Annotated in this window: 10 protein-coding genes; 5 read left to right on the top strand and 5 right to left on the bottom strand. The window is 35.0% G+C overall.

Annotation, left to right across the window (positions count from 1 at the left end; translation table 11 throughout):
• Positions 1-22 precede the first annotated feature (22 nt).
• Together SHI72_RS23300 and SHI72_RS23295 are read left to right on the top strand one after the other, a co-directional pair.
• Positions 23-3,319, top strand: a complete 3,297-nt coding sequence (locus SHI72_RS23300; protein WP_323491566.1) for a T9SS type A sorting domain-containing protein — start codon at positions 23-25, stop codon at positions 3,317-3,319.
• 101 nt (positions 3,320-3,420) lie between these two features.
• Positions 3,421-3,936, top strand: coding sequence for a hypothetical protein (locus tag SHI72_RS23295; protein ID WP_039116468.1), 516 nt, complete (start codon positions 3,421-3,423; stop codon positions 3,934-3,936).
• 94 nt (positions 3,937-4,030) lie between these two features.
• Here SHI72_RS23295 and dnaB read toward each other — a convergent pair whose 3' ends face one another.
• The 5 genes from dnaB to tgt form a co-directional block, all read right to left on the bottom strand.
• A complete protein-coding gene (gene dnaB / locus SHI72_RS23290) occupies positions 4,031-5,578 on the bottom strand; it encodes a replicative DNA helicase (protein WP_323491565.1) in 1,548 nt (515 codons plus the stop codon).
• Positions 5,579-5,719: 141 nt separating this feature from the next.
• Positions 5,720-6,673, bottom strand: a complete 954-nt coding sequence (locus SHI72_RS23285) for an acetyl-CoA carboxylase carboxyltransferase subunit alpha (protein ID WP_039116471.1) — start codon at positions 6,671-6,673, stop codon at positions 5,720-5,722.
• A gap of 117 nt (positions 6,674-6,790) precedes the next feature.
• Positions 6,791-7,678: a DMT family transporter gene (locus SHI72_RS23280; protein ID WP_039116472.1), complete on the bottom strand. Its 888-nt coding sequence runs from the start codon at positions 7,676-7,678 to the stop codon at positions 6,791-6,793.
• Positions 7,665-8,753 carry an LptF/LptG family permease gene (locus SHI72_RS23275; protein WP_039116473.1) on the bottom strand — a complete coding sequence of 363 codons (1,089 nt, stop codon included), beginning with the start codon at positions 8,751-8,753 and terminating at the stop codon, positions 7,665-7,667. The genes SHI72_RS23280 and SHI72_RS23275 overlap by 14 nt, the downstream gene beginning before the upstream one ends.
• A 63-nt stretch (positions 8,754-8,816) precedes the next feature.
• Positions 8,817-9,947: a tRNA guanosine(34) transglycosylase Tgt gene (tgt, locus tag SHI72_RS23270; protein WP_039116475.1), complete on the bottom strand. Its 1,131-nt coding sequence runs from the start codon at positions 9,945-9,947 to the stop codon at positions 8,817-8,819.
• A 228-nt stretch (positions 9,948-10,175) separates the two neighbouring features.
• Between tgt and SHI72_RS23265 the strand changes: the two genes are divergently transcribed.
• From SHI72_RS23265 to SHI72_RS23255, 3 genes are all read left to right on the top strand, one after another.
• The gene (locus SHI72_RS23265) at positions 10,176-11,012 is read left to right on the top strand and encodes a polysaccharide deacetylase family protein (RefSeq protein ID WP_323491564.1); all 837 of its coding nucleotides are present in this window, start codon (positions 10,176-10,178) and stop codon (positions 11,010-11,012) included.
• 227 nt (positions 11,013-11,239) lie between these two features.
• Positions 11,240-12,088, top strand: coding sequence for a transketolase (locus tag SHI72_RS23260; protein WP_039120505.1), 849 nt, complete (start codon positions 11,240-11,242; stop codon positions 12,086-12,088).
• Between the two features lie 73 nt (positions 12,089-12,161).
• Positions 12,162-13,115, top strand: a complete 954-nt coding sequence (locus SHI72_RS23255) for a transketolase family protein (protein WP_039120506.1) — start codon at positions 12,162-12,164, stop codon at positions 13,113-13,115.
• Positions 13,116-13,900 lie beyond the last annotated feature (785 nt).

Genomic DNA, 13,900 nt, shown 5'->3' with positions numbered 1-13,900 from the left:
ATCAATTTAAAACTATCAGATTATGAAAAAGAACTTTACTATTATTTTTGCGATGTTGCTATGTCTCTTTTACACAAGAGGTAATGCTCAAACGCAATTTTGGTCCGATACATTTGAAGATACTGGAGCCCCAAGTTCTGGTCTCAGAGTACCTTCAGTTCCAGAATTTACTTTTGGAGGACCACCTCCAACTGCCTATTTTTTTAGAACGATTCCAACTGGAATAGCCCTTCAAAGCGGGACTTATACAGCTTTTCAAGGCGCAAAAATATGGGCTGCTGAAGACATTGACAAAGGGTCAGCAGGGGTCAATGGTACATTAAGCCCTAATCAGCAAGTTACTTGGTCAGCAATTAGTATTGCGGGAAAAAGTGGTTTGTCCTTTAAGGGTACTTTTGCAGCAAATAATTTAAATGCTGGCTGGAATGGTTCAAACTTTGCTCCACTTCAAGATTTTATTGCTATAGAATATCGAATTGATGGAGGTCCTTGGACAAAAATCATTGCATTCTATGCTGGTGCTATAACAACAACCAACGCCTTATCTCTTGATACAAATGGAGATTTAATAGGAGATGGAGCTGCTTTAGGATATGCTTTTAGTGAATTTACTGCTAACATTCCTGGTACTGGAACACTATTGGAAATTAGATTAAATTGTTCAGCAAATGGTTCAGATTCGCAAGAATTTGCAGTAGATAATTTCCGTCTTTTCGAAACACCTGCGTGTACAGCACCCGTTATTACAGCCAATCCACCTAATAGAAGTCTTTGTCCAGGAAGCAATACTACATTTTCTGCTGGTGCAACTGGAGCTACAACTTACAAATGGCAAGTTGACCAAACAGGCGCAGGAACTTATACAGACCTGGCAAATGCCGCTCCATATTCTGGAGTTACAACTAACACATTAACTATAACTGGTGTAACCACAGCAATGAGTACTTATAGATATAGAGCTGTTGCAATTAATGGAGTCGCTACTTGTTTTGCAAATACTAATTACGGCACATTATCAGTTTCTAACATAACCCTTGCGGGCGCGCAAGATAATATCGTTTGTGTAGGTACCGCTACAGGTAGTGCATCCGTTATTCCAAGTGGAGGTATTGGTACTTATACATATTCATGGTTCCCATCTGGTGGTTCTGGAAGTATAGCTACAGGCTTAAGTGCAGGAACCTATACAGTAACTGTAACAGATGGTATACTATGCCAAGCAACTAAAACTTTTACTATTATCGAAACAGGTACACCAATAAGCATAGTACCTACACAAACTAATGTAAGCTGTAACGGTGGTTCTAATGGATCTGCAACTGCAACAGCAACAGGTGGATCTGGTACTCTTACTTATTCTTGGTCGCCATCTGGTGGAACTGCAGCAACAGCCTCTGGTCTTACTGCAGGAGCATATACTGTGACTGTAACAGATGCTAACGGATGTAGTAAACCACAAGCCTTCAACATCATACAACCTAGTCTAATTGTAACATCTGGTACTCAGGTTAATGTAAGCTGTAATGGTGGTTCTAACGGTTCGGCAACTGTAACTGCAACTGGTGGAGCTGGTTCATATACTTACTCTTGGTCGCCTTCTGGTGGAACAGCAGCTACTGCATCTGGGCTTACTGCTGGAGCATATACAGTGACTGTAACAGATGCTAACGGATGTACCAAACCTCAAGCCTTCAATATCATACAACCTAGTCTAATTGTAACATCGGGCACTCAGGTTAATGTAAGCTGTAATGGTGGTTCTAACGCTTCGGCAACTGTAACTGCAACTGGTGGAGCTGGTTCATATACTTACTCTTGGTCACCTTCAGGTGGAACAGCAGCAACTGCATCTGGGCTAACTGCTGGAGCATATACTGTGACTGTAACGGATGCTAACGGATGTACCAAACCTCAAGCCTTCAATATCATACAGCCAAGTCTAATTGTAACATCTGGTACCCAGGTTAATGTAAGCTGTAATGGTGGATCTAACGCTTCGGCAACTGTAACTGCAACTGGTGGAGCTGGTTCATATACTTATTCTTGGTCACCTTCTGGTGGAACTGCAGCAACTGCATCTGGACTTACTGCTGGAGCATATACTGTGACTGTAACGGATGCTAACGGATGTACTAAACCACAAGCTTTCAATATTATAGAACCTAGTCTAATTGTAACATCTGGCACTCAGGTTAATGTAAGCTGTAATGGAGGATCTAACGCTTCGGCAACTGTAACTGCAACTGGTGGAGCTGGATCGTATACTTATTCTTGGTCGCCTTCTGGTGGAACTGCAGCAACTGCATCTGGACTTACTGCTGGAGCATATACTGTGACTGTAACGGATGCTAACGGATGTACAACTACCGAAGACTTCGATATTATAGAACCTAGTCTAATTGTAACATCTGGTACCCAGGTTAATGTAAGCTGTAATGGTGGATCCAATGCTTCGGCAACTGTAACTGCAACAGGTGGAGCTGGATCGTATACTTATTCTTGGTCACCTTCTGGTGGAACTGCAGCTACTGCTTCTGGACTTACTGCTGGAGCATATACTGTGACAGTAACGGATGCTAACGGATGTACCAAACCTCAAGCCTTCAATATTATAGAACCTAGTCTAATTGTAACATCCGGCACTCAGGTTAATGTAAGCTGTAATGGACAAGCTGACGGTTCAGCAACTGTAACAGCAACTGGGGGAACTGGATCGTATACTTATTCTTGGTCACCATCTGGTGGAACTGCAGCAACTGCTTCTGGACTTACTGCTGGAGCATATACTGTGACTGTAACGGATGCTAACGGATGTACAACTACCGAAGACTTCGATATTACTGAGCCTGTCGCACATAATTTAGCGGTAACTTTTGGCGGAAATAATGTCTTAAGTGCTAGCCAATCTGGTGCAACTTATCAATGGTATCAATGTTCAGATAATTCACCAATAGTTGGAGAAGTAGGTCAATCGTTTACTCCAACAGCAAATGGGTCTTATAAAGTTGCTATAACATTAAATGGATGTACTGTTTCTTCGCAATGTGTTGTTGTAAGTACTTTGGCAACACCTGAATTTGAGAAAAAAGCTCAATTTATCATGTATCCAAATCCGAGCAAAGGTGTAGTAAACATCAATACAGATCATGATAGCGATTTAAACATTGTTAATCAATGGGGACAAACAATTAAAAAGGTTAAAGTTTCTGCTGATACTACTAACTCAATTAACATCGAAAGTCTGACGGATGGAATTTATTTTATTTGCGAAGTAAACGGAAATAAAGTAATTACCCATAAATTAATTCTAAAAAAATAAACATAAATGGGAGATATTAAAAAAACATCTCCCATTTTTTTTTAGTTTAATAAACATCCTTATAAATTTTATACGATAACCGTCTCCAAAATATACAACTTATGGAAAGAAGATCCTTTGTAAAAAAAACAAGCTTATTAACTTCAGGTCTTTTCTTTTTCTCTACAAAAAATCTATTCGCAATACCTGAGAAAAGCAACATCAATATTAATAATCTAGATTTAACACCAATACTTATCAGTAGTAAAAAAATTATGATAAAAGGTAAAATTTTAGATTCTAAAACACATTTCCCCATAAACGCTGATATGTATGTAAAAACTAAAAGAAATAGATTTTTTTCAAAAAAACATTCTGTTAATGCACTAAATGGATCCTATTCAATTTTTTCGGGATTTGCAAATTCAGAAAAAATATCCGAAAAATTAGTCATCGAAATTAAAGTAGATGGATACAAACCTTATGAAGGAAATCTATATTTAACACCAAAAGGTTGTAATATTCATAGTGATCAATGGCAATATAATCCTGACTTTAAACCAGAATATTGTCCAGTTAATTATGAAGAATCTAATTTATTGTTTTCTAACTTTAATTTTTATTTAGTAAAAGCATAGATCTAAAATAAATTAAAAAAAGGGGAAATTGTAAAAACAATTTCCCCTTTTTTAGTTATCAATACTCCTTTAGTAGCAAATAGTAATTTAATCATTAAAATGGAACATCACTATCATCATCATCGTCATCATTAAAGTTACTTCCAAAAGCTTCGTTTGCAGAAGGAAGATTTTTAGTAACAAACGGATTGTCATCATGATTCATTTTAGATGGTAAATCATCATAACTACCTGAAAAATCATCCAGGTTATCAAATTTTCCAAGGTGTCCTATAAATTTCAATCGAACGTTTTCGATACCACCATTACGGTGTTTAGCAATCATTATTTCTGCCTGACCTGCGGTTGGTGAAGCCTCATCATCATCCCATTCTTCAATTTTGTAATATTCTGGTCTATATAAAAACGAAACGATATCAGCATCCTGCTCAATCGCTCCAGATTCACGAAGATCCGATAGCAACGGACGCTTACTTGATCCACGCGTTTCAACAGCACGCGATAACTGCGAGAGTGCAATTACCGGAACGTTTAGCTCTTTTGCCAAAGCCTTTAAGTTTCGGGAAATTGTAGAAATTTCCTGCTCACGATTTCCTCCACCTTTACTATTTCCTCCAGCAGTCATCAATTGCAAATAATCAACAATAATAATTTTAATACCATGCTGTGAAACTAAACGACGACATTTTGCTCTTAAATCAAAAATAGAAAGTGATGGTGTATCATCAATAAACAAAGGAGCTTTTTCTAAGTTTTTTACTTTTGTACTCAACATCTCCCATTCATGAGGTTCTAACTTACCAGTACGTAATTTCTCAGATGATAATCCAGTTTCCGATGAAATTAACCTCGTAATTAACTGTACTGATGCCATCTCCAGAGAAAACAAAGCTACAGGATGCCCAAACTGAATAGAAATATTTCTAGCCATCGAAAGTACGAACGCTGTTTTTCCCATCGCTGGCCTAGCCGCAATAATAATTAAATCACTCGGTTGCCATCCAGAAGTCAGTTTGTCCAAATTAGTAAAACCAGTTTCAACACCACTTAAACCTTCTTGCTTAGCAATTTCTTCAATACGCTTTTTTGCCTGAAGTACTAAACTCTGAGCAGTTTCAGAACTTCGTTTAATATTTCCTTGCGTTACTTCATATAGTTTAGATTCGGCCTGATCAAGCAAATTAAACACGTCTGTTGTTTCATCATAAGACGCTTCGATAATTTCCGAAGAAATTCGAATCAAACTTCTTTGAATAAATTTTTGAAGAATGATACGAGAGTGAAATTCGATGTGCGCAGAAGAAGCTACTTTTTGCGTAAGCTGAATTAAATAAAAATCACCACCTGATATATCTAATTTTCCATTCTTTTTTAGTTGTGCCGAAACTGTCAGTAAATCGATTGGTTGAGTTTCAGTAAAAAGCTGAACAATCGCTTCAAAAATATACTTATGTGCATCCTTATAAAAAGCATCAGGCTGCAAAATATCAATCACATCATCTACACCTTTTTTATCAATCATCATCGCACCTAGTACAGCCTCTTCTAAGTCCAGTACCTGCGGGGGAAGTTTCCCTTTTTCTAAATTAATAATTGCGGTTTTATCGACCTTAATTGGGTTTATATTTTTGAAGTTTTCCATATAGCGAATGTAACAAAATTTAGAAGAGATATAACTATCTAGTTGTTACGAATAATTGTTTATAAGTTAATGTATATTGTTTAAAACCAAAAAAAAATCCGAAACGATAAGGCTTCGGATTTTTTATAAATTTGTAAGAATTTATTCTTTGTATTCGCCCATTTTACTGTATTTGTCCATTCTCTGGGCAACTAAATCGGCTGTTGATAAGTCTTTCAATTCATTATATCCTTTAGTGATATATTGTATAACTGTTGTAAAAGTAGTTTCTCTGTCATAATGAGCTCCACCTAATGGTTCTGGAATAACATCATCAACTAATTTTTGTTTTTTCATGTCCGAAGAAGTCAATTTTAATGCTTCAGCTGCTTTCTCTTTATACTCCCAGCTTTTCCATAAAATAGAAGAACAAGATTCAGGAGAAATCACAGAATACCAAGTATTCTCAAGCATATAAACTTTATCTCCTACACCTATTCCTAAAGCTCCACCTGAAGCACCTTCACCAACAATAATAGTGATAATTGGCACTTTTAAACGTACCATTTCAAAGATGTTTCTTGCAATAGCTTCACCTTGTCCTCTTTCTTCAGCTTCAAGCCCTGGATATGCACCTGGAGTATCTACTAAAGTTAAAACAGGAATACCAAACTTTTCAGCCATTTTCATCAATCGTAATGCTTTACGATATCCTTCTGGATTTGCCATACCAAAATTTCGGTATTGACGTGTCTTAGTATTGTATCCTTTTTGTTGACCAACAATCATGTACGACTGCCCATCAATTTTTCCTAAACCACCAACCATAGCTTTGTCATCTTTAAAACCTCTGTCTCCATGAAGTTCTAAGAAAGTATCTCCGCACATAGCCTTAATATAATCTAAGGTATAAGGTCTATTTGGGTGTCTTGACAATTGTACACGTTGCCAAGCTGTTAGGTTTTTATATATACTCCTTTTAGTTTCTTCTAATTTCTTATTAATTTGCTTGCACGTTGGCGTTACATCAACATCTGATTCTTTTCCAATGATAACACACTTTTCTAACTGCTCTTCTAATTCTTTGATAGGAAGTTCAAAATCTAAATATTCCATAGGATCTTTTGAATTTTTGTTTTTAAATCGAACCGCAAATATAAAAATATTATATTGTTTGGCGTGTTTATTTAGTATTAAAGTATAAAAAAAATAAAGTCAAAAAGAGTTAAAACATTATACTTTATCATCTTTTTTATAGTGTTTAAAAACACCATTTAATATAACTGTAATTACAATTATAATAGCACCAATATAAAATTCGGTACTCATTTTCTCTTTTCCTCCTAATATAAAATACGCTAAAATAATTCCATAAACAGGCTCTAAATTAGTCGTAAGCATAACAGTATAAGGAGTAAGTTTTCTCATTACTTTTACCGAAGCAGTAAATGCATAAGCAGTACATACCGAAGCCAAAAGCAGCAATAACAACCAGTTGTTTACAGAAAGTACAAAGAAATCGGCAGTAAACTTACCTTGAAATAAAAAGTAAATAGTAATAAAAAAAACACCTGCTCCAAATTCATAAAAAGTAATAACCGAAGGCTCATGATCAGCAATTAATTTACCATTCATTAAAGTAAATAAAACTCCTAGAATTATAGAAGCTAAGGCATAATACATTCCGTTTAAGTACTGAATTTCAACCTGCATTATCAGAGCCAAACCAGCAATGATAATAAGCCCGAAAAAAACTTCATACCATAACACTTTTCTTCCAAAAAAAATTGGTTCCAATAAAGACGCAAAAAAAGCACCTAAAGAAAATATAGAAAGTGTTATCGAAACATTAGAAACATGAATTGCCCTAAAAAAAAATATCCAGTGCAAGGCAATTAGTAATCCCACAAAAATTAACTTAAAAAAAGCTTTTACAGGAACATGAAATGATTCTTTTTTAAAAATAATAAAGCCCCCTAAAAAAATCCCTGCCAAAAGCATTCTGTACCAAACCAAAGCTTCTGCATTTATAGTAATTAATGCGCCCAGAATAGCAGTAAATCCCCAAATAAAAACAATTAAATGAAGACTTAGGTAACTTTTTAGTTTATCGTTTTGCATTACGTAATAAGAAAACTGCCAAAATTCCAAAAGCAATATTAGGGAACCAAACGGCAAATAAAGGTGAGAAAGTTGATTTTTCGGCTAGTGTACCAAATATTTTGTCAAAGAATACAAAAGCAAAAGCAAGTGCAATTCCTATTGCCAAATTGGTACCCATTCCCCCACGTCTTTTCATCGAGGAAACAGCAACAGCAATAATCGTTAAAATAAATGCCGAGATAGGAACACTTATTTTTTTATACAAAACAACAAGATATACATTGATATCACCAGAGCCTCGTTTTTTTTCTTTTTCTATAAAATCATATAACTTGCCAATACTCAAGGTTTCGGCAATATAAACCACAGGAGTCAAATCTTCTAAATCAAAAGTAAATACAGCTTTCTTCTCAGCAGCTTTCTCAATTTTATCGTCTAATTCTCCCAAAGTCCTTTTAGTGTAATCATACATAGTATAAGTACTATCTTTAGGATTCCACTGGATACGACTTGCAGTAATTTTAGAAACAAGTTCTTCTCCTTTAAACTTTTCTAAAGTAAAATTAAAAGCAGTTTTAGAAACATCATTAAAGCTATTTACATAAATAAACTCATTGTCATTTATTTGCCTATATACATTTGTATTATTCCCATGCATAGCTTCCTTTCCACCACCTTTAAGATATGTGTACCTAAAATTATTAAAGCCTTCACTTGCTGCAGGAACAATATAAAACCCCATCAACAATACAAAAACCGAAACAATCGAAGCACCTATAATATAAGGTCGTAAAAAACGTGAAAAAGATATTCCCGAACTTAATATAGCAATAACCTCAGTATTATTAGCCAATTTAGATGTAAACCAAATCACCGATAAAAATAAAAATATCGGAAATAAAGAGTTGGCAAAATAAATAGTAAAATTATAGTAGTAAACAACAATATCCAAAAATGGAATCTTGTTCTCTAACATCTTGTTAATCTTCTCCGAAACATCAATTACAATCCCAATCGGTATAAATAGCAACAACATCACTGTAAAAGTGGCTAAATATCTCTTTAAGATGTATTTGTCTATTATTGTCAGCATAGATAAGTATAATCGTTTTTTTGCTAATATTTAACCGAATAAACGATTAAACAGTAAATACATTTACAGTCTTTGGCTCATATTCTTAACCATCATTTCTTTCCATGGCATAAAATCTCCTGCTAAGATATGTTTTCTAGCCTCACGAACCAACCACATATAAAAGCCAAGATTATGAATCGTAGCGATTTGTTTTCCTAGATACTCATTAGCAGCAAACAAATGTCGCAAATATGCTTTAGTATATTCAGTATCTACAAATGTAATTCCCATCTCATCAATTGGAGAGAAATCAGCTTCCCATTTTTTATTTTTAATATTGATTGACCCATTTGCAGTAAACAACATTCCGTTTCTTGCATTACGGGTAGGCATTACACAATCGAACATATCAACACCCAAAGCAATATTTTCCAAGATATTAATTGGCGTACCAACACCCATTAAATAACGAGGTTTATCCTCTGGCAAAATTTCACAAACAATTTCAGTCATAGCATACATTTCTTCAGCTGGTTCACCAACCGATAATCCACCAATGGCATTACCTTGTTGACCCGCATTAGCAATATATTCAGCCGACTGACGACGTAAATCCTTATAAGTACTACCTTGAACAATAGGAAAAAACGTTTGCTCATATCCATATTTAAAAGGCACTTTATCCAGATGATTAATACAACGATCCAACCAACGGTGAGTCATATGCATCGAACGCTGCGCATAACGGTAATCACAAGGATACGGTGTACACTCATCAAAAGCCATAATAATATCAGCCCCAATAGTACGCTGAATTTCCATTACATTCTCAGGAGTAAAGAAATGATAAGATCCATCAATATGAGATTTAAACTTTACACCTTCCTCTTTAATTTTTCTGTTTGCAGACAATGAATACACTTGATATCCACCAGAATCTGTCAATATATTTCTATCCCAGTTCATAAACTTATGCAAACCACCAGCTTTTTCAAGAATTTCAGTTTGCGGACGCAAATACAAATGGTATGTATTTCCAAGAATAATATCAGGGTTTATATCGTTTTTCAACTCCCTTTGGTGCACACCTTTAACCGATGCAACAGTACCAACAGGCATAAAAATTGGAGTTTCAATAACTCCGTGATCAGTAGTAATACTTCCTGCTCTCGCTTTCGATTGCAGATCTTTTTGTAATAAATCAAACTTCATATACACGTTTTTCAGTCGGCAAAGATAGGCTAATTTGAAAATTAGATAATTAGATAAATCAAAAAATTAAAGATGTTTTATGAATTAATTTGGGCATGTCCCTTCGGGTCGGGCTATTCGCTATATCTTTTGTTCCATTTCATTACACAAAAGGATGTCGCTATTATCCCTCATGCAAAAAAAATCCACTAAATTTGGATATAAAATATCGAATATAACATTGACCTAATGAATTTATCACAAAAACTAGGATACCCCGAAGACAGCAAACTATTAATCATCCACGCCGATGATGCAGGATTATCCCATTCAGAAAACAGAGCAACAATACAAGCACTACAAAACGGAATGATTAATTCTTATAGTATTATGGTACCTTGTCCATGGTTTTATGAGATGGCAAACTTCGCAAAAGACAATCCACAATTTGATAACGGAATTCATTTAACACTCACCTGCGAGTGGGAGAACTATAAATTTGGTCCAATATTACCTATTAATGAAGTACCATCATTAGTAGATAAAAATGGCTATTTCCATAAAACCAGAGTAGACTTTATAAATAATGCAAAACCAGAAGAAGTAAAAAAAGAACTTCGAGCTCAAATTGAGAAAGCATTACATTTCGGATTAAAACCCACCCATCTCGATTCGCATATGTGCAGTATTGGTGTATGTCCCGAGTTTTTAGAAATATACAAAGCACTAGGAAAAGAATACAACTTACCCGTTTTCATCAATAAACAATTTGTAGAATCGATAAGCTTATCCAACGAAAAGTATAACTATGAGAACACTCTTGTAGCCGACAATCTCCTAATTGGAAATTTTACTGACTTCGAAAAAGGTGAACTTAAAAAATCTTACGAGAAAGCTTTAGATAATATAAACCCAGGTTTCAACGTTTTCTTGCTTCACCCAGCATTCGATGATAGTGAAATGCAAGGCATTACAAAAAACCATCCTAACTTTGGTTCTGAGTGGAGACAAATAGACTTTGACTATTTCACAAGTAACAAATGCAAACAAAAACTAAAAGAGAACAACATACGATTAATCACCTGAAGAGAAATTCATAAAATTAGATAAATATGCCAATTAAAAATAAAGGAACAAAAGATTAACACTTCTTAGTAGCTACAATTTTAGATAATTATAGATTTCAGAGCCTTAAATTAAATTATCTAATCGTCAAATTATCCAATAATCTAAATGCTACATTTCCTTTAAAATCATTTGTCTTACGGCAAAATAAAAATTACTTTTACAACAGTTTAACTTTTACACATAAAATGAAGCCTAACACACAACAATTAAGCGATTTAACTATCCAAGTAAGAAGAGATATTCTTCGAATGGTACATGCTGTCAACTCAGGTCACCCAGGTGGCTCACTAGGTTGTACTGAATTTTTGGTGTCTTTATACCAAAATATTATGGACCGCAAAGAAGGTTTTGATATGGACGGAATCGGAGAAGATCTTTTCTTCCTTTCAAATGGTCATATTTCTCCAGTATTTTATAGCGTTCTAGCAAGAAGCGGTTATTTTCCAGTTTCAGAATTAGCAACTTTTAGATTGCTTAACTCTCGTTTACAAGGACACCCTACAACTCACGAAGGATTGCCAGGAGTTCGTATTGCTTCAGGTTCATTAGGACAAGGATTATCTGTAGGAATTGGAGCTGCACAAGCTAAAAAACTAAACAAAGACAATCATATTGTATACACATTACATGGTGATGGAGAATTACAAGAAGGACAAAACTGGGAAGCTATCATGTATGCTTCTGCTAAAAAAGTAGACAACCTAATTGCAACTATCGATCTTAACGGAAAACAAATTGACGGAACTACAGACGAAGTTTTAGCAATGGGAAGCATTCGTGCTAAATTTGAAGCTTTTGATTGGGATGTTATAGATATCAAAGAAGGAAACAATATCGATGCTATATTAGCAGGTATGGCAGATGCAAAATCAAGAACTGGAAAAGGAAAACCAGTTTGTATTTTACTACATACTGAAATGGGTAACGGTGTAGATTTTATGATGCATACACATGCTTGGCATGGTAAAGCACCAAACAACGACCAATTAGCTAATGCATTAGCTCAAAACATTTCAACTTTAGCAGATTATTAAAAAAGCATTATACTTTTCATAATAAGCTTTATGCCTATTATTTACAAAGTATACTACTTATAGCAACAAAAAAATGAAAAAATATACAAATACAGGAAGTAAAGATACTCGTTCAGGTTTCGGAGCGGGAATGACTGAATTAGGTCAGAAAAACGAAAATGTTGTTGCATTATGCGCTGATTTAATTGGTTCATTAAAATTTGATGATTTCAAAAAAAATCACCCAGAGCGTTTTTTCCAAATCGGAATTGCTGAAGCAAACATGATTGGAATCGCAGCAGGTTTAACAATTGGAGGTAAAATTCCTTTTACAGGAACTTTTGCTAACTTTTCTACAGGAAGAGTTTATGACCAAATTCGTCAATCTGTAGCTTACTCAGATAAAAACGTAAAAATTTGTGCATCTCACGCAGGTTTAACACTTGGAGAAGATGGAGCAACACACCAAATATTAGAAGATATTGGTTTAATGAAAATGCTACCAGGAATGACCGTAATCAATACTTGCGATTACAATCAAACTAAAGCAGCTACACTAGCATTAGCAGATCACCATGGACCAGCTTATTTACGTTTCGGACGTCCAGTTGTACCTAACTTTACACCTGCAGATGAGCCATTCGTAATTGGAAAAGCAATTTTATTAAACGAAGGTACTGATGTAACCATTGTTGCTACAGGACATTTAGTTTGGGAAGCACTTATTGCTGCAGAAGCATTAGAAGCAAAAGGAATCTCTGCCGAAGTAATCAATATCCACACAATCAAACCACTTGACGAAGAAGCTATATTAAAATCTTTAGCAAAAACAAAATGTATTGTTACAGCAGAAGAGCACAATATACTTGGAGGTCTTGGAGAAAGCGTTTCTAGAGTATTAGCATTAAACAATCCAGCTCCACAAGAGTTTGTAGCTGTTAATGATAGTTTCGGAGAATCTGGTACTCCAGAGCAATTGATGGAAAAATACAAGCTAAACAATCAAGCAATTGTTGAAGCTGTAGAAAGAGTTATCAAAAGAAAATAATTCTTTTACATACTATAAAATTAAAAACCTGCTCAATCGAGCAGGTTTTTTTATGCTTACATACAACTTACACACGAGATAACACTTCTTATATACATTATAAAACACTTTTATCGCTTGTACCTGTTAGATATTATTCACAAACGATTCCGCTCCATAAACGCGCTAAAATTATACCGCGAAGCTTCACAAAGTTTACACAGAGTATCACAAAGATTTTTTACTTGTAAAACTTAAGATAGTTTATTGCAAAGTCGCTGTGACGCAAAGCTGTTTTTAGCATAAATAATACTTCCGGTTTTAACCGCAAAGGAAGGAAAGAGAAAAAACGCAAAGGTTCGCAAAGCCATTGATTAAACTTTGTGAGCCTTTGTGTAATCCTTTGCGCTCATTTTGCGAGTAAAACAACTACAGTCTTGTCACCCTGAGGAACGAAGGGTCTTCACAAAGCTTTTTTAGATTGTCGAGCTACTAATTGATCCATTTTAACCGCAGAGTAATGAAATAGAAAAACACAAAGGTCCGCAAAGCTATTGATTAAACTTTGCGAACCTTTGTGTAATCCTTTATGCTCTTTTAGTATTGATCCCAACTTTTGCACCTGATCCGATTAAACTTTGCGAACCTTTGTGTTTTCTTTTTGCGGAACTTTGCGAAACAACTTTGGATCAAGAACAAAACCTGGGGAGGAATGTCAAAATAAAATAAGAACTTTGTAATCTAAGAATTTGAGATGACTCCTATAGACCTTTTAAAATTTATGCTGCCTGATTTTTTAGTAGAAC

Origin of the sequence: Flavobacterium sp. PL02, from assembly GCF_035013205.1 — a bacterium.
GTDB lineage: Bacteria > Bacteroidota > Bacteroidia > Flavobacteriales > Flavobacteriaceae > Flavobacterium.
This window is presented reverse-complemented; position numbering and strand designations above follow the sequence as displayed.

Bases quoted from the DNA above. Each gene is read 5' to 3' on its own strand.
- SHI72_RS23295 (WP_039116468.1), top strand. From the start codon at position 3,421: ATGGAAAGAAGATCCTTTGTAAAAAAAACAAGCTTATTAACTTCAGGT.
- dnaB (WP_323491565.1), bottom strand. From the start codon at position 5,578: ATGGAAAACTTCAAAAATATAAACCCAATTAAGGTCGATAAAACCGCA.
- SHI72_RS23300 (WP_323491566.1), top strand. From the start codon at position 23: ATGAAAAAGAACTTTACTATTATTTTTGCGATGTTGCTATGTCTCTTT.
- SHI72_RS23255 (WP_039120506.1), top strand. From the start codon at position 12,162: ATGAAAAAATATACAAATACAGGAAGTAAAGATACTCGTTCAGGTTTC.
- SHI72_RS23265 (WP_323491564.1), top strand. From the start codon at position 10,176: ATGAATTTATCACAAAAACTAGGATACCCCGAAGACAGCAAACTATTA.
- SHI72_RS23285 (WP_039116471.1), bottom strand. From the start codon at position 6,673: ATGGAATATTTAGATTTTGAACTTCCTATCAAAGAATTAGAAGAGCAG.
- SHI72_RS23260 (WP_039120505.1), top strand. From the start codon at position 11,240: ATGAAGCCTAACACACAACAATTAAGCGATTTAACTATCCAAGTAAGA.
- SHI72_RS23275 (WP_039116473.1), bottom strand. From the start codon at position 8,753: ATGCTGACAATAATAGACAAATACATCTTAAAGAGATATTTAGCCACT.
- tgt (WP_039116475.1), bottom strand. From the start codon at position 9,947: ATGAAGTTTGATTTATTACAAAAAGATCTGCAATCGAAAGCGAGAGCA.
- SHI72_RS23280 (WP_039116472.1), bottom strand. From the start codon at position 7,678: ATGCAAAACGATAAACTAAAAAGTTACCTAAGTCTTCATTTAATTGTT.